This window comes from Leisingera sp. ABD4_442, from assembly GCF_056160905.1.
Window position 1 is genome coordinate 20,717 of sequence record NZ_JBSWYB010000020.1, and the last position, 17,800, is coordinate 38,516.

General features: G+C 64.7%; 20 protein-coding genes. 16 read left to right on the forward strand and 4 right to left on the reverse strand.

Annotation, left to right across the window (positions count from 1 at the left end):
- Positions 1-50: 50 nt before the first annotated feature.
- Positions 51-890, reverse strand: a complete 840-nt coding sequence (locus ACXAHG_RS14885; protein WP_475043738.1) for an AAA family ATPase — start codon at positions 888-890, stop codon at positions 51-53.
- 175 nt (positions 891-1,065) lie between these two features.
- Here ACXAHG_RS14885 and dksA point away from each other — a divergent pair, with 175 nt between their 5' ends.
- Together dksA and ACXAHG_RS14895 are read left to right on the forward strand one after the other, a co-directional pair.
- Positions 1,066-1,488: an RNA polymerase-binding protein DksA gene (gene dksA, locus ACXAHG_RS14890; protein ID WP_036762180.1), complete on the forward strand. Its 423-nt coding sequence runs from the start codon at positions 1,066-1,068 to the stop codon at positions 1,486-1,488.
- Between the two features lie 104 nt (positions 1,489-1,592).
- Positions 1,593-2,759: an FAD-dependent monooxygenase gene (locus ACXAHG_RS14895; RefSeq protein WP_475058506.1), complete on the forward strand. Its 1,167-nt coding sequence runs from the start codon at positions 1,593-1,595 to the stop codon at positions 2,757-2,759.
- Between the two features lie 102 nt (positions 2,760-2,861).
- Here ACXAHG_RS14895 and xth read toward each other — a convergent pair whose 3' ends face one another.
- On the reverse strand, positions 2,862-3,668 hold the full coding sequence (xth, locus tag ACXAHG_RS14900; protein ID WP_475043735.1) for an exodeoxyribonuclease III: 807 nt from the start codon (positions 3,666-3,668) through the stop codon (positions 2,862-2,864).
- 257 nt (positions 3,669-3,925) lie between these two features.
- On the opposite strand from xth, the gene ACXAHG_RS14905 reads away from it, so the two are divergent.
- The 3 genes from ACXAHG_RS14905 to ACXAHG_RS14915 all read left to right on the forward strand — a co-directional run bounded on the left by ACXAHG_RS14905 (position 3,926) and on the right by ACXAHG_RS14915 (position 6,640).
- Positions 3,926-4,570 (forward strand): hypothetical protein, encoded by a 645-nt coding sequence (locus ACXAHG_RS14905; RefSeq protein ID WP_475058508.1) that lies wholly within the window; start codon positions 3,926-3,928, stop codon positions 4,568-4,570.
- 91 nt (positions 4,571-4,661) lie between these two features.
- Positions 4,662-5,723, forward strand: a complete 1,062-nt coding sequence (locus ACXAHG_RS14910; RefSeq protein WP_475058510.1) for a DUF6902 family protein — start codon at positions 4,662-4,664, stop codon at positions 5,721-5,723.
- A complete protein-coding gene (locus tag ACXAHG_RS14915; RefSeq protein ID WP_475058513.1) occupies positions 5,723-6,640 on the forward strand; it encodes a DMT family transporter in 918 nt (305 codons plus the stop codon). Before ACXAHG_RS14910 ends, ACXAHG_RS14915 begins: the two co-directional genes overlap by 1 nt.
- A 109-nt stretch (positions 6,641-6,749) precedes the next feature.
- Here ACXAHG_RS14915 and ACXAHG_RS14920 read toward each other — a convergent pair whose 3' ends face one another.
- Positions 6,750-7,073: a HesB/IscA family protein gene (locus ACXAHG_RS14920; RefSeq protein WP_475043730.1), complete on the reverse strand. Its 324-nt coding sequence runs from the start codon at positions 7,071-7,073 to the stop codon at positions 6,750-6,752.
- A gap of 91 nt (positions 7,074-7,164) precedes the next feature.
- On the opposite strand from ACXAHG_RS14920, the gene ACXAHG_RS14925 reads away from it, so the two are divergent.
- From ACXAHG_RS14925 to ACXAHG_RS14970, 10 genes are all read left to right on the forward strand, one after another.
- Complete coding sequence (locus tag ACXAHG_RS14925) at positions 7,165-8,316, forward strand: deoxyguanosinetriphosphate triphosphohydrolase (protein ID WP_475058516.1); 1,152 nt, start codon at positions 7,165-7,167, stop codon at positions 8,314-8,316.
- A 387-nt stretch (positions 8,317-8,703) separates the two neighbouring features.
- The gene (locus ACXAHG_RS14930) at positions 8,704-9,096 is read left to right on the forward strand and encodes a GFA family protein (RefSeq protein ID WP_475058519.1); all 393 of its coding nucleotides are present in this window, start codon (positions 8,704-8,706) and stop codon (positions 9,094-9,096) included.
- A gap of 146 nt (positions 9,097-9,242) precedes the next feature.
- Positions 9,243-9,542, forward strand: a complete 300-nt coding sequence (locus ACXAHG_RS14935; RefSeq protein ID WP_475058522.1) for a YciI family protein — start codon at positions 9,243-9,245, stop codon at positions 9,540-9,542.
- Positions 9,539-9,877: a YciI family protein gene (locus ACXAHG_RS14940; protein WP_475058524.1), complete on the forward strand. Its 339-nt coding sequence runs from the start codon at positions 9,539-9,541 to the stop codon at positions 9,875-9,877. Before ACXAHG_RS14935 ends, ACXAHG_RS14940 begins: the two co-directional genes overlap by 4 nt.
- Positions 9,878-10,055: 178 nt before the next feature.
- Positions 10,056-11,801 (forward strand): arginine--tRNA ligase, encoded by a 1,746-nt coding sequence (argS, locus tag ACXAHG_RS14945; protein ID WP_475058527.1) that lies wholly within the window; start codon positions 10,056-10,058, stop codon positions 11,799-11,801.
- A gap of 120 nt (positions 11,802-11,921) precedes the next feature.
- Positions 11,922-13,139 carry an SPOR domain-containing protein gene (locus tag ACXAHG_RS14950; protein WP_475058529.1) on the forward strand — a complete coding sequence of 406 codons (1,218 nt, stop codon included), beginning with the start codon at positions 11,922-11,924 and terminating at the stop codon, positions 13,137-13,139.
- A gap of 149 nt (positions 13,140-13,288) precedes the next feature.
- Positions 13,289-14,293, forward strand: coding sequence for a beta-N-acetylhexosaminidase (gene nagZ / locus ACXAHG_RS14955; RefSeq protein WP_475043719.1), 1,005 nt, complete (start codon positions 13,289-13,291; stop codon positions 14,291-14,293).
- On the forward strand, positions 14,286-15,080 hold the full coding sequence (locus ACXAHG_RS14960) for a segregation and condensation protein A (protein ID WP_475043718.1): 795 nt from the start codon (positions 14,286-14,288) through the stop codon (positions 15,078-15,080). Before nagZ ends, ACXAHG_RS14960 begins: the two co-directional genes overlap by 8 nt.
- Positions 15,080-15,757: an SMC-Scp complex subunit ScpB gene (gene scpB, locus ACXAHG_RS14965; RefSeq protein WP_475043717.1), complete on the forward strand. Its 678-nt coding sequence runs from the start codon at positions 15,080-15,082 to the stop codon at positions 15,755-15,757. Before ACXAHG_RS14960 ends, scpB begins: the two co-directional genes overlap by 1 nt.
- Before the next feature lie 130 nt (positions 15,758-15,887).
- Entirely contained in the window at positions 15,888-16,070 is a 183-nt protein-coding gene (locus ACXAHG_RS14970) for a hypothetical protein (RefSeq protein ID WP_475043716.1), read from the forward strand.
- On the opposite strand, the gene ACXAHG_RS14975 is transcribed toward ACXAHG_RS14970, so the two are convergent.
- Positions 16,045-17,196, reverse strand: coding sequence for an MFS transporter (locus ACXAHG_RS14975; protein WP_475058531.1), 1,152 nt, complete (start codon positions 17,194-17,196; stop codon positions 16,045-16,047). The two genes, ACXAHG_RS14970 and ACXAHG_RS14975, sit on opposite strands and share 26 nt — an antisense overlap.
- A 71-nt stretch (positions 17,197-17,267) precedes the next feature.
- On the opposite strand from ACXAHG_RS14975, the gene ACXAHG_RS14980 reads away from it, so the two are divergent.
- Positions 17,268-17,798: an Lrp/AsnC family transcriptional regulator gene (locus ACXAHG_RS14980; RefSeq protein WP_475058534.1), complete on the forward strand. Its 531-nt coding sequence runs from the start codon at positions 17,268-17,270 to the stop codon at positions 17,796-17,798.
- The last annotated feature ends 2 nt before the right edge of the window (positions 17,799-17,800 follow it).

A 17,800-nucleotide genomic window follows, 5' to 3' on the forward strand; every position in this document is an offset into this window, starting at 1 on the left:
CAGGCAGGCGCCGGGCAAAGCACCCGGCGCTGCGCCGCCTATCTGCGCCTTCAGCGCCGCCCGCGGGCCATAAAGGCGAGCCGTTCGAACAGATGCACGTCCTGCTCGTTCTTCAACAGCGCCCCGTGCAGTTTGGGCAGCGCATTGGCGCCGTCGCGGGCGATATCCTCAGGGCTCAGATCCTCCGCCAGCAGCAGCTTCAGCCAGTCGATCACCTCAGATGTGGAGGGTTTCTTCTTCAGCCCCTGCGTGTCGCGGATTTCATAGAACTGGGTCAGCGCTGCGGTCAGCAGCGCCTCCTTGATGCCGGGGTGATGCACCGCGACGATCTTTTTCATGGTTTCCGCGTCGGGGAAGCGGATGTAGTGAAAGAAGCAGCGGCGCAGGAAGGCGTCCGGCAGTTCTTTCTCGTTGTTGGAGGTGATGATCATGATCGGGCGGTGCTTCGCCTTGACCGTCTCGCCGGTCTCGTAGACGTGGAACTCCATCTTGTCGAGTTCCTGCAACAGGTCGTTGGGGAACTCGATGTCGGCCTTGTCGATCTCGTCGATCAGCAGCACGACCTTCTCGTCCGCCTCGAACGCCTCCCACAGCTTGCCCTTCTTGATGTAGTTCTTCACATCATGCACACGCTCCTCGCCCAGCTGGCTGTCGCGCAGGCGGCTCACGGCATCGTATTCATAAAGACCTTGCTGGGCGCGGGTAGTGGATTTCACGTTCCACTCGATCATCCGCAGCCCCAGCGCCTCTGCAACCTGCTTGGCCAGTTCGGTCTTGCCGGTGCCGGGCTCGCCCTTGACCAGCAGCGGGCGTTCCAGCGTCACCGCCGCATTGACTGCAACTTTCAAGTCATCTGTTGCGACATATTCCTTAGTGCCCTGAAATTGCATATCTTTCCCGTATCCGCCATGGTTGCCGTGTTCTTATCACGCTTTTAACCAAACGGCGCCACTATTGTGTAGTGACATTCCTTCCCGATAGGGATAAACGCTGCGGCAGAGGGGGAGCCAAAATGTTCAGGTGCAAATTATGACCAGCATTATGGGCCAGACCGAAGGAGCCGAAATGAAGCAAGAAGTGTTTCTGCCGGACGACTACCGCCCGGCCGAAGATGAGCCGTTCATGAATGAACGGCAGCTTGAGTATTTCCGACGTAAACTATTGGAATGGAAGCAGGATCTGCTGGCAGACAGCCGCGACACCATCGAGGGGCTGCAGGACAGCACCCGCAACATCCCGGATGTCGCCGACCGTGCCAGCGAAGAGACCGACCGCGCGCTGGAGCTGCGCACCCGCGACCGCCAGCGCAAGCTGGTTGCCAAGATCGACTCGGCGCTGCGCCGCATCGACGAGGGCGAGTACGGCTACTGCGAAGTGACCGGCGATCCGATCTCGCTGAAGCGTCTGGATGCGCGTCCGATCGCAACCATGAGCCTGGAAGCGCAGGAGCGCCACGAGCGCCGCGAAAAGGTCCACCGCGACGATTAACCGCTGATTTTGGCGGTAAAAATGCGGCAAACATCAACGCCGGGGCCTTTTGCTCCGGCGTTTTTTGTTCCATTGGGGGCGGGCGGAGAAACTGCGGGAAGCCCATGGACCTCAAAGGCCTGAAAATAAACATCATCGGCGCCGGCATCGGCGGCCTGGCCGCCGCGCTGTCGCTGCGCCGCTTTGGGGCATCCGTCACCGTTCTGGAACAGGCCGAGGCGATCTCGGAAGTGGGCGCGGGGCTGCAGATTACCCCCAATGGCGTTCAGGTGCTGAAGGCGCTGGGACTGGCCGATGATCTGGCCTGGTGCTCGCAGCGGGCGCGCGCGGTGGTGCTGCGCGGCCACCGCCGCGGCAAAGAGGTGCTGCGGCTGGATCTCGATCAGTACGCCGCCGGTCTGCCCTATTACTTTGTGCACCGTTCCGACCTCATTGACATCCTGGCCGGTGCTGCCCGCCGCGAAGGCGTGCAGGTGCGGCTGCTGCAAAAGGCAGAGCGGGTGGAGCCGGGGCCGCAACCGGTCATCCACCTCAGCAATGGCGCCCAATGCGGCGGCGATCTGGTGGTGGGGGCCGATGGGCTGCATTCCAGGACCCGGGTGGCTTTGAACGGCGAACGTAAACCCTTTTTTACCGGCCAGGTTGCCTGGCGCGCCACGGTGCCCAATCACCTGAACCTGCCGCCGGAGGCGCAGGTGTTCATGGGGCCGGGGCGGCATCTGGTCGCCTACCCCTTGCGCGATGGCAGCCTGATGAACCTGGTTGCGGTGCAGGAGCGCCGTGCCTGGGCGGAGGAGGGCTGGCACTTCAAGGACGATCCGGCCAATCTGCGCGCGGCCTTCTCAGGTTTCGGCGGCGCCGCTTCAGCGCTCCTGGAGGCGGTGGAGGATGTGCTGCTGTGGGGGCTGTTCCGGCATCCGGTGGCGGACCGCTGGCATGGCGAAAACACGGCCATTCTGGGTGACGCTGCCCATCCGACGCTGCCCTTCATGGCTCAGGGCGCCAATCTGGCGCTGGAGGATGCCTGGGTGCTGGCGCGCTCCCTGCAGGAGGCCGCGGGGCTGAGCTCCGGTCTGGCGGTGTATCAGGAACGCCGCCGGGAGCGGGCAGAGAAGGTGGTGCAGGCGGCCAGCAACAACGCCTGGAAATATCACCTGCGCGCGCCGCTCAGCTGGCCTGCGCATCAGGTGCTGAAACTGGGCGGCCGCTTTGCCCCGGACCGTATGGTCAGCCAGTTCGACTGGATCTACCGCCACGACGTCACCGCCTGAGACGGGGGCAGGGCAGGAGCCTCCCGCCCCTTTCCGGTTCATCGGAGATGGCCCGGAAAACGTTGGGCCGGGCGCCGCGCCGTCGCGCGGCGCGGGCAGCGTTCAGATGTCCAGCTCGACCCAGACCGGCACATGGTCGGAGGGCTTCTCGCGGCCGCGCACATCCTTGTCGATCTGGCAGTCCAGCAGCAGGTCGGCGGCCTGCGGCGTCAGCAGGAAATGGTCGATGCGGATGCCGTCGTCGCGGTTCCAGGCGCCGGCCTGGTAATCCCAGAAGGAATAATGCCCCGGCCCCTGATGGCGGGCCCGGAACGCCTCGGTAAAGCCCAGGTTGACGATCCGCTGGAACGCCGCGCGGCTTTCCGGGCGGTGCAGCGCGTCCTTGGTCCAGGCTTCCGGGCGCTTGGCGTCCTCGGCCTGCGGGATGATATTGTAGTCGCCGGCCATCAGCGCGGGCATCTCGTCTGCCATCAGAGCCTCGGCACGGGCCTTCAGCCGTTCCATCCACGCGAGCTTATAGGCGTATTTGCCGCCCGCCACCGGGCTGCCATCCGCCTCCAGCTCCACCGGGTTGCCATTGGGCAGGTAAAGGCCGCAGATCCGGATTGCCTGCTTGCCCACAACCGTGGCCTCGATCCAGCGCGCCTGTTCATCGCTATCGTCACCCGGCAGCCCGCGGCGCACATCCTCCAGCGGCAGCTTGGACAGGATCGCCACACCGTTAAAGCTTTTCTGGCCGTGGGTTTCGACGTTATAGCCGCGTTCCTCGAAGATCTCGCGCGGGAACGCCTCGTCCACCGATTTGATTTCCTGCAGCAGCGCGACGTCGGGCTGCGCCTCATCCAGCCAGTCCGGCAGCGCCTGCGCCCGGGCCTTGATGCCATTGATATTGAATGTGGCGATTTTCATGGCTTGCCTCCGGCACAGATTGCTTTATTCGAGGCTGATCTATCGCTGAATCAGCCGCCGGGGGCAAGCCCGGCCCGGGATTCGCGAATCACTTCCGGGGCTCCGAAACGGTCAGCTTTGCGGAATTGAAAAATAAACCCAGGGTTGATTTGTTTTATTTTGCAATAATATGCGTGTGAATAACGCTGTTGATAAGCTGTGGATGGATTGAAATAAATTAAATTGCCCAAAAAATAGCGGGTTGAAGTTAATGTTGGGTGAATAAAAAATACAATGTGAAATTGCATTTTCTGTTTGCGCTGCGCGATGCCCGTGCCAGCGTCGAGGAACCTTTTGTCTCAAACGAATGGGGTTCCAAAATGACTGCTCAGCGTAAAATCCAGACCTTCCACGCAACCCGCCCGGCAGCAGGCGCCAGCCTGTTCGCAGGCGATGCAACTGAGATGTTCTCCTCAGGCTCGGCACCGTCCTGCACCGCGGATCTGTCAGCGGGCGAAGGCGTTTCGCTGTTTTCCTCCGGGTCGATGCCGCAAGCGGCTGAACGCTGGGCTGGCGGCGAAACCGGCCTTTTTTCAAGCGGATCCGCCCCAGCGGCCCGTGGTGAGACCGCGGCGGGGGACCTGGTTGAAATGTTCTCCTCCGGCTCAGCGCCGGCATCGCGGGGCGGGACGGCAGCTGGGGATCTGGTGCAGCTGTTTTCCTCCGGGTCTGCTCCCTGCGAACAATCTGAAGCTGCGCGTGGGGATCTGACAGACATGTTCTCCTCCGGATCGGCGCCTGCCGCTGCGGCGGAAACCGGCGCGGGAGAGGGGACGCATCTCTACTCCTCCGGTTCCGCCCCGCAAGCCCGGGCGCACAGCAGCAGCGGGGAGGGGACCCGGCTGTTTTCCTCGGGCAGCTGATGATGCAAGGGCCGGCGCAGCAGCCGGCCCGATCCCTGGCGGCGCGCGCTGCGGGCTGCCGCCGCGCCGCTGTTATCTGAACGAGGTTCCCATGGCCCAGATCCTGCCCTTCTTCCCGCCCGCCGCCCGCCAGTCCCGGGCCTGTGCGCAACAGGCGCTGATTGCCGGTTTTGCCTTGCACCGGCGCCCGCAAGAGGACGTGTTCTGGCTCAAGGAGAATGCAGAGCTGCTGAATATCCTGGAATGCACCGGAGCCGGCGTTGCCGCGGCGGCCTTGCAGCCCTTGCAACCGTTTTACGATGGCGCGGCACGGCACATCAGTTTTTTCCGCCAGTATTACCGTTTCATCCTGTCGATCTGCCTGGATCTGGAGGATCTGGGGCTGCCTGGCCAGACAGGCGCGCAAATCGCCGAATGGGTGGCAGCCCAAGGGCTGGCGGAGGCTGAGCTGTCGGACCTGCAGCGCGCCGAGGCCCGCCGCCTGCTGGACCGGCGCGGGGCAACCTTGCGTGACGACGGGCTGGACGACCGGCTGCGCAGCTTCATCTCACGCTCGCAAACCTTCGCCATTCCGAACAAAAAAGCCGCCTATGAGCTGACGCATATCGTCTTCTACCTGTCTGAATACGGACGCCGGGACCCGCTGCTTCCAAAGGCGGCGGTGACCAGCCTGGAGTTTGCCGGGCTGGTGGCCTTTCTGGATCAGAATGCGGACTTGCTGGCGGAGATTTGCATCGCCTTGCGCTATGCGGGGCAGCAGCCGCCGGCGGAGTGGGAGGCCTGGCTGGATCGGCGCGTTTCCGCCTATATGCCCGTCAAGGTAGAATTTGATGGACTTCATGATGCGTATCACGAGTATTTTGTGGTCAACTGGCTCATGCTGCTGTCCGGGCGCAAGGCCTTCCGGCAGCCGGTTCCCTTGGGGGGCATGCATGTGCCGGCCTTGCAGGGAGGAGGTATTTTGCGACGCCTGTCTGAAGCTGTATTTGACGCCGGATGCGCGCGCTCCAGCTGGAACGCGGTCAAGTCGCACGCAGAGGTCCTGCTGAGCGAGGAGGAGCACAGCATCCTTGCCGCGGCAGAGCGCAGCTGCGCAGGATTTGCCAGGTTTTTCGAAGGGTTTGCCCGGGCCGGCCGGGCGGGGGCTGTGTGATGGCCAGCCTGCGTAAACAGGCCCTGGCGGGCGCGCTGCTGGTGGTTGCCTATACCGGGCTGATCGCTTCGGCTGACGGGATCACCAAACTGCTGGCGGGCCAATATGCGGCGGCGCAGCTTTATGCGCTCTCGGGGGCCATGGTAGCGGGATTCTGTCTGCTGGCGGACCGGCTGCCGTCCGTGCGCGGCGGCTTCCGCACCTGCTGCCCGCGGGCGATGGCGCTGCGGTCCGGGGCGACGCTGATTGCTGCAGTCTGTTTCTTTTATGCCTTCCGGCTGCTGCCCTTTGCCGAAGTGTTTGTGTTCATCGGGCTGATGCCGCTGCTGGCAGGTGCGATGTCCGGTCTGCTGCTCAAGGAGCCGGTGCGCCCGGCGGCCTGGATTGCGCTGCTGGCGGGCTTTGCCGGGGTGCTGTTCCTGCTGCCCCATGGCGGTGACGGCAGCCATTCCTCTGCGGGGCATCTGGTGGCCTTTGCAGCCGTGGTCTCGGGCACGTTTTCCATGACCATGGCGCGGTTTATCGGCCGTCATGAAAGCAATTCCCTGGCCCAGGTGTTTTACCCGAACCTGACGCTGTGCGGCGCGATGCTGGTGGCGCTTCCCTTTGTCTGGGTGCCGATGCCCGTGGCAGACGTGGGCTGGGCAGCGGCTTATGCGTTCCTCCTGTTTGGCGCGCGCTGGCTCTTGGTGGTGGCGCTGCGGCTGCTGGCATCCTATGCGGTGACGCCGCTGATGAACCTGCAGTTCATCTGGATGGCGGTGATCGGTGCGGTGTTCTTTGGCGAGTTCCCGCCTGCCTCTACCTACATCGGCGGCGCCATTGTGATTGCCTCAGGACTGTATCTGGTCTGGGATCAGTTTGCTCCGGCAATGCCGCGCCTGCGCAGCACCCGGCGGCTGCAAACCGATCCGTAGCGCCGATACCCGGCGCTGCGCCCCGTAAGGGGCGCCGGAATTAGGCGATAATTCCGGCCCGGAAAAACACGTGTTTTCCGGGCCGTTTTCCTTGCAGGAAAACGGTGGGTCAGATCGAGAACGAGGTGCCGCAGCCGCAGCTGGACGTGGCGTTGGGGTTTTCGATGGTGAAGCGCGCGCCGATCAGCTCCTCGGTGAAATCAATCACCGCGTTTTCCAGGAACGGCAGCGAGACGCTGTCCACCACCACCTTCTCGCCCTGGCCTTCAAGCACCAGATCGTCGTCCTTGGCTTCATCCAGCGCGATCTCGTACTGGAAGCCGGAGCAGCCGCCGCCCTCAACCGCGATGCGAAGCGCCTGGCCCTGACCCGCGGCGCCGATCTCGGCCAGCCGGGCAAAGGCGCGGTCGGTGACTTTGGGGGGCAATTGCATGGCGTTTCTCCACGGGCGTAGGTTGCAGCGCAAAGCTTTATATAGAAAGGTGCAATTCAGGCGGCAAGATTTGTAAGGGAAAAGATTTCATATGCATGCGCCTTATGCCACGATGCCGGACCGCAGCCGCGGGCGGCAGGTGCCGGAAGAAGAAAGTTCTTTCCGCTCGCCCTACCAGCGCGACCGCGACCGGATCATCCACGCCAGCGCCTTCCGGCGGCTGAAGCACAAGACCCAGGTGTTTGTGGAGCATGAGGGCGACAATTACCGCACCCGGCTGACCCATTCGATCGAGGTGGGGCAGGTGGGCCGCACCATTGCAGGCGCGCTGGGGCTGAACCAGGAACTGACTGAGGCGGTGGCGCTGGCGCATGATCTGGGCCACACACCCTTTGGCCACACCGGCGAGGATGCGCTGCACGCAATGATGGCGCCCTACGGCGGCTTTGACCACAATGCCCAGGCGATCCGCATCGTGACCTGCCTGGAGCGCCACTACGCCGAGTTTGACGGCTTGAACCTGACCTGGGAAACCCTTGAAGCGATTGCCAAACACAATGGCCCGGTTGTGGGGGGGCTGCCCTGGGCGCTGGCGGAATGCAATGCCGCCATCGACCTGGAACTGCACACCCACGCCAGCGCCGAGGCGCAGGTCGCGGCGCTGTCGGATGACATCGCCTATAATAACCACGATCTGCATGATGCGCTGCGGGCCGGGCTGTTCACCGATGACGATCTGGCGCGGCTGCCGCTGCTGGATCAGGCCTATGGCGAGGTGGACCGGTTGTACCCGGGCCTCGACCCGAACCGCCGCCGGCATGAGGCGCTGCGCCGCTTCTTCGGGGTGATGGTGGGGGATGTGATTGCCACTGCCCGCGGCCTTCTGGCGGACACTGGCGTGCAAAGCGTCGAGGAGGTGCGGGCGCTGGATCACCCGGTGGTGCAGTTCTCGCCGCAGATCTGGGAGGGGCTGAAGGAGATCCGCGCCTTCCTCTTCACCCGCATGTACCGGGCGCCCTCGGTGATGGAGAAGCGCGCCAAGGTCGCCAAGGTGGTCGAGGCGCTGTTTCCCTATTTCCTGGACAACCCGCAGGACATGCCGGAGCGCTGGCACGCCGAGATCGCAGCCGCAACGGACCGCACCGCGCTGGCGCGGATCGTGTCGGACTATATCGCCGGCATGACCGACCGCTTTGCCCTGCAGCTGCATGAGCGGCTGATCGGGGTGAAGGTCGAGGTCTGAGGGCTTCCGGTTTTCAGTCTGGTCTGCTGTTTTCTCGTCTGCGTGCCTTTCGGGTGGTCGTGATAGAGATGGCGGCGCCGCCAACGGGGGCGGAGGATAGGGCCGGAACGCCAGCGCGTCCCGGGTCCGGTTAAAAGCTTCAACCATTTGACGCCCCTGCACCTTTTGTGGAGGTGGTCTTGGGGGTCCTGGTCTCCTGTTTGCGCGGGGTGCCAGACCCGCGCGATGTGCTGCAGCGGAATTGATAATCGCATAGTCCGGTTAAGGCCGGGAAAGCGGGGCGTGCGCTGCGGCGGGCCATTCCGCAACGCCCTTCGGCGGCTTGTTCTGCTGCCAACGTTCCCTTAATGTTCTATTCAAATTCAATTAAACAGAAGGAGTGCCGGAATGATCGGGGGAAGCTGCTGTTGCGGCGCGGTGAAGTTTGAATTGCTGGCGCAGCCGGCATTGATGGGCACGTGCCATTGCGCGCGCTGCCGCAAGGCCGGGGCCAGCACTATCGTCTTTGTGAAGAAGGCCGACCTGCGCTGGGTGGCGGGTAAGGAGGAGGTGGCGCTGTATCAGCCCGCGCCGCCCTATAAATACGGCCGCTGTTTCTGCCGGATCTGTGGCAGCTCGCTGGGCGAAATCCTGTCGGAGGAGGAAAGCTTCCCGATTGCTGCAAATGCGCTGGACGGGGTGCTGGAGGTGGCAAACAGCTTTCATGAGTTCGTGGGCGAAAAGCCTGGCTGGTATGAAATCTGCGACGGGGCAAAGCAGTCGCAGGGGCATCCGGTCTAGGCATGGCAGCGCAGGGCGGGGCGGGCTGCCCGCCATGCGTGCCATGCGGTTTCCCAATTTGGCCGTAAGCCGTGTTATGATCTGGCCCTATGATGCCGCGGGGCATCGGCGCTATCCGCGAGGGGAGGCATAACGAGGGGAAAGCCATGGCACGCTGGACCGTCACATTCACGGACAAGCCCGAAATGGACCGGGTACGCGGCGACAAGAAGCGGCGCGAGGCGCATATCGCCTTTGTGCGCGCACGGCCTGAGCTGCAGATCGGCGGCGCGCTGGCGATGCGGCCGATGCAGGATTTCCCGGGGGCAATCTGGAACGTTGAGGCCGAAACCCGCCAGGATGTGGAGCGGCTGATCCAGCAGGACCCTTATTACGTTGCCTCCTTGCGCAGCTACAAGATCACCGAATGGGGCACCGCCTCAGCCATCCAGGGGATGTTTTCATGACCGCCGCCCGTGAAGCCCGCAAATCCGCGCCCGAACTGACCCGCTGGGCGGTGCTGTTCCGCGATGCGCCGGCGATGATGGATATCCGCGCCGACAAGGCCCGGCGCGACGCCCATGTGGCCTATGTCGAGGATCACCCGGAACTGCGCATCGGCGGCGGGCTGAAGCCGGACACGGATGGCGATTTCTGCGGTGCCTTGTGGATTGTCGAAGCGGAGGACCGGATCGAGGTCGAGCACCTGATCCATGGCGATCCGTTTTACGTGCCTGCCTTCCGCTCTTACGAGATTTTCACCTGGGGCAAGATCCTGGAAGACCGCACCGCGGTTCTGTGAGGCTGGGCTGCGGGAGTGGCGCCGCATCAGCGGCGCAATTTTCTTGAGGAAGAAAATTGGCCGGAAAATTCAAATTTTCCGGTGCCGCCCGCCTGAGGGTCCGGGCTGCCCCTGCAATCCTGTTGACCCTGCCTCTGGCCCCCGGTATCCGCAGGGCTGAACATATGGGACGCCAGATATGAACCTCTTTACCGATATCCGCACGCTTGTGATTGACAGCCTGACCGCCATGACCGGCGAAGGTGCGCTGCCCGAGGGGCTCGATTTTGCCAATGTGGCGGTGGAGCCGCCGCGTGATGCCGCCCATGGCGACATGGCGACCAATGCGGCGATGGTGCTGGCCAAGCCCGCAAAGATGAAGCCGCGCGACATTGCCGAGGCGCTGGCAGCCAAGCTGGCCGCGGATGAGCGGATCACCAGCGCCGAGGTTGCAGGCCCCGGCTTTTTGAACCTGCGCCTGGCGCCTGGCATCTGGCAGGGGGTTCTGAAATCGGTCCTGGACGCAGGCACGGATTTCGGCCGCTCCGCCATGGGTGAGGGCAAGCGGGTGAACGTGGAATATGTCTCCGCCAACCCGACCGGCCCGCTGCATGTGGGCCACACCCGCGGCGCGGTCTTTGGCGATGCACTGGCGTCGCTCCTGGCCTATGCCGGCTATGACGTCACCCGTGAATACTACATCAACGACGGCGGCGGCCAGGTCGATGTGCTGGCGCGCTCGGTCTACCTGCGCTACCTGGAGGCGCACGGGCAGGAGATCGCCTTTGCCGATGGCACCTATCCGGGCGATTACCTGGTCCCTGTGGGCCAGGCGCTGAAAGACAAAGTGGGCGACGCTTACCTGAACCAGCCCGAGGATGTCTGGCTGGCGGATGTGCGGGTGTTTTCCACCGATGCGATGATGGAGCTGATCCGCGCGGACCTGGCCCAGCTGGGCATCAAGATGGACAAGTTCTATTCCGAGAAATCGCTTTATGGCACCGGCAAGATCGAGGCGGCGCTGGCCAGCCTGGAAGCCAAGGGGCTGATCTACCAAGGCGTGCTGGAGCCGCCGAAGGGCAAGAAGCCCGACGATTGGGAGCCGCGCGAGCAGACCCTGTTCAAATCCACCGATCACGGCGACGACGTCGACCGGGCGGTGAAGAAATCCGATGGCTCCTGGACCTATTTTGCGCCGGATATCGCCTATCACTACGACAAGGTGGAGCGCGGCTTTGACGAGCTGATCGACATCTTCGGCGCCGACCACGGCGGCTATGTCAAGCGGATGAAGGCCGCCGTTTCGGCACTGTCGGACGGCAAGGTGCCGCTGGACATCAAGCTGTGCCAGCTGGTCAAGCTGTTCAAGGACGGCCAGGAGTTCAAGATGTCCAAGCGGGCAGGGACCTTTGTCACCCTGCGCGATGTGGTCGATGCGGTGGGGGCGGATGTCACCCGCTTCATGCTGCTGACCCGCAAGAACGATCAGGGATTCGACTTCGACCTCGACAAGGCGCTGGAGCAGTCCAAGGACAACCCGGTCTTTTATGTGCAATACGCCAATGCGCGGATCTGCTCGACCCTGCGCAAAGCGGGTGAGCAGGGCATTGCCGCGGATGATGCCACACTGAACGCTGCCGACCTCAGCCTGATTGCCGATCCGGCGCAGCTGGCAGTGGCCAAGAAGCTGGCCGAATGGCCGCGCCAGGTGGAAATCGCCGCCCGCACCCATGAGCCGCACCGGGTTGCCTTCTACCTTTACGACCTCGCCTCCGAGCTGCACGGGCTGTACCACCTCGGCAAATCGAATGAAGGTTTACGATTTGTTAACGAGAGCAGCCAATCGGCAACACATGCGAATTTGGCACTGGCGCGGGCCGTTTCCGTTGTCATTTCCGCTGGTCTTGGTATTCTTGGCGTGAAACCGGCAGAAGAGATGCGATAACCAAAAGGGGCGCCTGCGCCCCGACGCAATAAATCGCGCATTCCGCCGGACTGAGGCAGTTCAAGAGACTTGGTGCGCAGCGCAGGAAACGCGCTGCCAAACCGGGCAGTGAGGCGGAAGATGGCGTATTTTGCGCAGGCGGGCCAGGGCCACGCCTATACACAGGGCGATGCTCAGGATCAGGGCAGCGCTGCCGGTACCACCTACGGACAGCAGTATTCCGGTCAGTATTATTCCGGCCCGGGAGCAGAGCCGGATTACGGCTATGCAGATCCCGCCTATGGCTACCAGCCGGAGGGGCAGGGGTATGAGGCGCAGGACGGCTATGCTGCCTTTGCTGCGCCTGCGGGATTGCGGGCGCGATTCTCCAAAAGCCTGAGCATCCTGGGCGCGGTGGCCTCCATCGCGCTGGTCGCGGGTGTTGGCGTCTGGGGCTACAAGCTGGTGATGCGCGATGTCAGCGGCGTGCCGGTGGTGCGCGCTGCCGAAGGGCCGATGCGCGAGCAGCCTGCCAACCCGGGCGGGTCTCAGGCCGACCACCAGGGGCTGGCGGTGAACGCAGTGGCCGCCAGCGGCAGCGCCGAGGCGCCCGCCGACCGGCTGACCCTGGCGCCTGCCGCAATCGAACTGACCGAAGATGACAAGCCGCTGCCGGAACTGGCAGCAGAGGCTGCGCCGGTACCTTCGCGGACTGCGGCGCTGCCTGCGGCCCCGGCAGAGCCTGACGCCCCGGCGGCGCCGGGCGCAGGGGCGGGCACCGCGGCAGGCACAGAGGCCGGTGTCAGCGCGGAGGCCGTGGCTTCCTTCCAGAACGGAGATATTGACGCGCTGGTGGCGGAACTGGCCCGCGAGTCGGAAACCCTGTCTGCGGCAGTGCCCGCATCCGCCCCGGCCCCGGCGATTGTGCAGCCGGAGCCGCTGCAGCCTGCTGTTGCAGCCGCCGCGGCGCCCGCGCTGCTGGCCGCGCCTGGCGTCAAGGTCTCGCTGCGGCCCTCGGCCCGGCCCGCACGTTTCAGCCCGGCTCCGGCCGCAGCCGCACCGGCAGCGCGGAGCGCACCCGTGGATGTGGACCCGGCCACCCTGGCGGCTGGCACCCGCCTGGCACAGCTTGGCGCCTATGAAAGCCCCGAGGTCGCGCGGGCCGAATGGGACCGGATCAGCGCCCGCTTCCCGGAGTATCTGGGCTCCAAGCAGCGCGTGATCCAGCGCGCCGAAAGCGGCGGCCGCACCTTCTACCGCTTGCGGGCCATGGGGTTTGACGGGCTGTCGGACGCCCGCCGGTTCTGTTCGGCGCTGGTGGCTGGCAATGCGGACTGCATTCCGGTAACCACACGGTAACAGTCAAGGCTGCAAACTGAACCTCTGCCCGGGTGCCTTACCGGGCAGCGCCTGTCCGTCCCCTGGGCGGGCGCTGTGCCTCTGCCCGCCGGCGGGGCGCTGCCCTGGCCGGGGCATTCAAAGGGGAGCGCGAACACCAGAGGGCAATCATGACCTACGGAGCCACCATTCTCGATGCTGAAGGCCTGCGGCTGACCGCAGATGAAAAGGCATTCTTCCGGGAGGCCGATCCGTTTGGGTTTATTCTGTTTGCCCGCAACCTGGAGGACGTCGAGCAGATCCAGGCCCTGTGCGATGACTTCCGCGAGGCGGTGGGCCGCAATTGCCCGATCACTATTGACCAGGAAGGCGGCCGGGTGCAGCGGCTGCGCAAACCGCTGGCGCGCAACTGGCGTCCGCCGCTGGAGCATGTGCTGATGGCGGGCGAAGATGCGGTCCGGGCGATGTACCTGCGCTACCGGCTGATTGCCCATGAGCTGCACACCCTGGGCATCGACAGCAACTGCGCCCCGATTGCCGATGTCGCCAGCGCCGCAACCCATGAGTTCCTCAAGAACCGCTGCTATGGCACCAGCGCCGGCACCGTCGCCCGCATTGCCCGGGCGGTGGCGACGGCGCATCTGGACGGCGGCGTGCTGCCGGTGCTGAAGCATATCCCAGGCCATGGCCGTGCGACTGCTGACAGCCATTTGGATCTGCCGCATGTGGGCAGCCACCCGGAGCAGCTGGAGACAAGCGATTTTGCAGCTTTTGCCGCGCTGAGCGATCTGCCGCTGGGGATGACCGCGCATCTGGTTTATGACGCTTATGACGACCGCCCGGCCACCACCTCGCCGGTGATGATGCGGCTGATCCGCGAGCGCATCGGCTTTGACGGGCTGATCATGACCGACGATATCTCGATGAAGGCGCTGCAGGGATCGCTGGCAGATAATGCCCGCGCCTCGATCGAGGCAGGCTGCGACGTGGTGCTTCTGTGCAATGCCTCGCTGGCGGAGCGTATTGCGGTGGCGGATGCAGCAGGCGCCATGACAGAGGCGGCGCAGACCCGCGCAGAGGCCGCGCTGGCGGCCCGCCGCGCGCCTGTTCCCCTTGACATTATGAGCGCTGAAAGAGAACTTGCCGCCCTCATGGGCGGGCAGGTTTATGGCTGAGCAGACACTCTTTTCACAAAGCGATACAAGCGTAGAGGACCGGCTGGCAGCCGAGGCCCTGATCGTGGATGTGGACGGGTTCGAAGGCCCGCTTGACCTGCTGCTGACGCTGTCGCGCACGCAGAAAGTCGACCTGCGCCGGATCTCTGTTCTGGAGCTGGCCAAGCAGTACTTGGCCTTTGTCGAAAAGGCCAAGGAGCTGCGCATTGAGCTGGCCGCCGACTATCTGGTGATGGCGGCCTGGCTGGCCTTCCTGAAGTCCCGCCTGCTGCTGCCCCCTGATCCGGAAGAAGAGGGGCCGTCGGGCGAGGAACTGGCCGCCCACCTGGCGTTCCAGCTGGAGCGTTTGCAGGCGATGCGCGATGCCTCGGCCCGGCTGATGGCGCGCGACCGGCTGGGCCGCGACTTCTTTGCCCGCGGCGAGGTGGAAACCGTCGCCCGGATCAAGACCGTCACCTATACCGCCAACCTGCTGGATCTGATGCAGGCCTATGCCCGTATCCGCACCAAGGAGGATTTCCGCCCCTTCGTGATGGACCGCGACTCGGTCTTCACCATGGAGGAGGCGCTGGACCGGATGCGGCACCTGTTGGGCTTTACTGGCGACTGGACCGATCTGATCAGCTATTTGCCGGACGGCTGGCACAGCGATCCGGTCAAGCGGCGCTCGGCCACTGCGGCGACCTTTGCCGCCTCGCTGCAGCTGGTCAAGGAAGGCAAGGCCGAACTGCGCCAGAGCGAAACATTTGCGCCGATCCAGCTGCGCAGCCTCGACGAGGACCATTGATGGAAGATCAGATCATGGACGGCCCCAGCGCTTCGGGCCGGACCGAAAACGACACCCTGTTTGACGCACCGCCCATGGCGGAACAGGAGCGCATGGTGGAGGCGGTGCTGTTCGCCAGTGCCGAGCCGGTCACCCTGCGCGACCTGGAGGGGCGCCTGCCGCCCGGCTGCAATCCGCGCGAGGCGTTGGAGCATCTGCGCAAGCGCTACGAGGGGCGCGGCGTGCGGGTGGTGCGTCTGGGCGATGCCTGGGCGATCCGCACCGCGCCTGACCTGGGCTTCCTGATGCAGAAGGAAACCACCGAGCTGCGCAAGCTGAGCCGTGCGGCGATCGAAACCCTGGCCATCGTTGCCTATCACCAGCCGGTGACACGGGCGGAGATCGAGGAAATCCGCGGCGTCTCGGTGTCGCGCGGCACCATCGACCAGCTGATGGAGATGGACTGGATCCGCCTGGGCCGCCGCCGGATGACGCCGGGCCGGCCGGTCACATTCGTGGTGACGCCGGATTTCCTGGATCATTTCGGGCTGGAAAGCGCCCGCGATCTGCCGGGCCTCAAGGAGCTGCGCGCCGCGGGCCTGCTGGAAAACCGCCCACCGCCAGGGGCCTTGCCGATGGGCCAGGGCGGCGACGAGGACGACGAGCCGGAAGAACAGGCGGAACTGTTCGAGGAGTGACGGGGTGCCAGCCAGGCGGCAGCTTACGGAAATGTGTTCGCAGGTTTCCGGCTGCCGGCATCCCCTATGCCCCGGAATTGTCTTATTCTGCCGTTAGAATAACGGCCAGGCAGGAATTGGGGCTGAGACGATGAACATCAACTGGATCATCAATATGGTGCTGCGACGGCTGGTCAGCCGTGCGGTCAATGCCGGCGTGAATGCGGGCATCAACGCAGTTGCCAAGCGCAGCAAGGGGCAGGGGCGTCCGCCTGTGCAGCAGGCGGGACGCTCGCGCATCCCTCCGGTCAAGCCGGGGCGCCGTCAGGGCTGAGCCGTTTGCGGCGCAGCCCCAGGGCCTCTGCCGCGCCGCTGAGCGCCAAGAGCGCAGACAGCGCCAGGCAGCCGGCAAGCCCCCAATGGCCATAGAGCAGCCCACCGGCAAAGGGGGCCGCAAAGACGCAGATATAGGTGACGGTGCTGTAAAGCCCCATGATGGCGCCGCGCTGGGACGGGTCCAGCACGGTGAGCCGCGCCACCAGCAGGTTCAGGCCAAGATGCTGGAACACGCCCCACACCAGGGCTGCGCCCAGCAGCCCCAGGTAATGCGGCGCCACGGCCATCATCAGCAGGTAACTGGCGGCAATCACCAGCAGCACAGGCGCGGTGGCGCGGGCCAGCCCCAGCCGGTCCAGCAGTGGATCCAGCAGCACCGCAAACCCGAAGCCGACGCCATAGAACAGCGGCAGCAGGCCCGCCTGGGTGGTGCTGAGACCTAGCGCCTGGGTGATATGGGCGCCGGTGAAGAAATAGCTGCCGTAGAACCCCAGCATGAGCAGCGCGGTTGCCAAGAGGCCGCGCGCGATCCCCGGCACCTGCAGGGCCGTCAGCGGTGAGGTCGCCTGGCCGCTGGGGCTGCCTGCGGCGCGCAGGGTAGCGGAGGCAGCCCACAACAGCAGCGCAACACCTGCCAGCGTGCCATAGACCGCGCGCCATCCGGCCAGGTCGGTGGCCCAGGCGCTGACGCTGACGCCCAGCACCATCGACACCGTCCAGCCTGCCAGCACATAACCGAGCACCCGCGCCTCGCGCCCCTTGGGTGCAATCACCATCGCCAGCGTGTAGATCGAGGGCAGGGCCGCCCCTGCGGCCAGCCCGCAGACAGCTTGGGCTGCCATCAGCCACCCGGCACCCGGTGCCGCGGCGCTTGCCCCCAGCCCGGCCCCCAGCAGCAGGAGCGCCGCCCGCATCACCCGCCCGGCACCGATCCGGTCCCCCAATGGCGCCAGCAGCAGCGCCGCCGCCGCAACACCGAGCCCATAGGCGCTGGCGGCCCGCATCACCTCAGCTGTGGTGGCATTCAGGGTCTGGCTGACAGCCGTCACCACCGGCGACAGCAGCAGCGAGTTCGCGCCAATCACGCCAATGGCGCTCATCAGGATCAGAATCGGGGTTCGCATGGGTTTACCTCGAAGAACGTTCAGGTAACTGTGCTATGTGCTGAATTTGGTTCTGTGAAGGGCAAGCAGAAATGGCCAAGGAAAAAACAGATGAGGTTCGGAGGACTAGCGGGACCACCCGGGTTCCGGACGCATTGGACCGAAGAATATTAGGCGCGCTGAGCCGGGATGCGACGCTCTCTTACGCGGCAATCGGGCAGGAAGTCGGCCTGTCTGCGCCTGCGGTGCATGAACGGGTCAAGCGGCTGCGGGCCTCTGGTGCGATCGAGGCGACCATTGCACGGCTCGACGGCGCTGCGGTGGGCAAGCCGCTGCTGGCCTTCATCCATGTGGATACCGAGGGCTGGGGCGTGACCACCGATCTGCTGGCGCTGCAGGTAATGCCGGAACTGGAGGAGGTGCACAGCTCGGCCGGGGACACCAACCTGATCCTCAAGGTCCGCGTCGCCTCTCCCAAGGCGCTGGAGGGGCTCCTGGCGCGGATCTATGAGGTCGGCTGCGTGCGAGCCACCCGCACCTATACGGTGCTGTCCACGCATCTGGACCGGCCGGTGCAGGCGGGAACGACAGAGGAGCTGGCAGACGGCGGGCCGGTGAAATAGAC

What these genes read in the sequence shown, in the direction of transcription:
- ACXAHG_RS14885 (WP_475043738.1), bottom strand. Translation starts at nt 890, where the DNA reads ATGCAATTTCAGGGCACTAAGGAATATGTCGCAACAGATGACTTGAAA.
- dksA (WP_036762180.1), top strand. Translation starts at nt 1,066, where the DNA reads ATGAAGCAAGAAGTGTTTCTGCCGGACGACTACCGCCCGGCCGAAGAT.
- ACXAHG_RS14895 (WP_475058506.1), top strand. Translation starts at nt 1,593, where the DNA reads ATGGACCTCAAAGGCCTGAAAATAAACATCATCGGCGCCGGCATCGGC.
- xth (WP_475043735.1), bottom strand. Translation starts at nt 3,668, where the DNA reads ATGAAAATCGCCACATTCAATATCAATGGCATCAAGGCCCGGGCGCAG.
- ACXAHG_RS14910 (WP_475058510.1), top strand. Translation starts at nt 4,662, where the DNA reads ATGGCCCAGATCCTGCCCTTCTTCCCGCCCGCCGCCCGCCAGTCCCGG.
- ACXAHG_RS14915 (WP_475058513.1), top strand. Translation starts at nt 5,723, where the DNA reads ATGGCCAGCCTGCGTAAACAGGCCCTGGCGGGCGCGCTGCTGGTGGTT.
- ACXAHG_RS14920 (WP_475043730.1), bottom strand. Translation starts at nt 7,073, where the DNA reads ATGCAATTGCCCCCCAAAGTCACCGACCGCGCCTTTGCCCGGCTGGCC.
- ACXAHG_RS14925 (WP_475058516.1), top strand. Translation starts at nt 7,165, where the DNA reads ATGCATGCGCCTTATGCCACGATGCCGGACCGCAGCCGCGGGCGGCAG.
- ACXAHG_RS14930 (WP_475058519.1), top strand. Translation starts at nt 8,704, where the DNA reads ATGATCGGGGGAAGCTGCTGTTGCGGCGCGGTGAAGTTTGAATTGCTG.
- ACXAHG_RS14935 (WP_475058522.1), top strand. Translation starts at nt 9,243, where the DNA reads ATGGCACGCTGGACCGTCACATTCACGGACAAGCCCGAAATGGACCGG.
- ACXAHG_RS14940 (WP_475058524.1), top strand. Translation starts at nt 9,539, where the DNA reads ATGACCGCCGCCCGTGAAGCCCGCAAATCCGCGCCCGAACTGACCCGC.
- argS (WP_475058527.1), top strand. Translation starts at nt 10,056, where the DNA reads ATGAACCTCTTTACCGATATCCGCACGCTTGTGATTGACAGCCTGACC.
- ACXAHG_RS14950 (WP_475058529.1), top strand. Translation starts at nt 11,922, where the DNA reads ATGGCGTATTTTGCGCAGGCGGGCCAGGGCCACGCCTATACACAGGGC.
- nagZ (WP_475043719.1), top strand. Translation starts at nt 13,289, where the DNA reads ATGACCTACGGAGCCACCATTCTCGATGCTGAAGGCCTGCGGCTGACC.
- ACXAHG_RS14960 (WP_475043718.1), top strand. Translation starts at nt 14,286, where the DNA reads ATGGCTGAGCAGACACTCTTTTCACAAAGCGATACAAGCGTAGAGGAC.
- scpB (WP_475043717.1), top strand. Translation starts at nt 15,080, where the DNA reads ATGGAAGATCAGATCATGGACGGCCCCAGCGCTTCGGGCCGGACCGAA.
- ACXAHG_RS14970 (WP_475043716.1), top strand. Translation starts at nt 15,888, where the DNA reads ATGAACATCAACTGGATCATCAATATGGTGCTGCGACGGCTGGTCAGC.
- ACXAHG_RS14975 (WP_475058531.1), bottom strand. Translation starts at nt 17,196, where the DNA reads ATGCGAACCCCGATTCTGATCCTGATGAGCGCCATTGGCGTGATTGGC.
- ACXAHG_RS14980 (WP_475058534.1), top strand. Translation starts at nt 17,268, where the DNA reads ATGGCCAAGGAAAAAACAGATGAGGTTCGGAGGACTAGCGGGACCACC.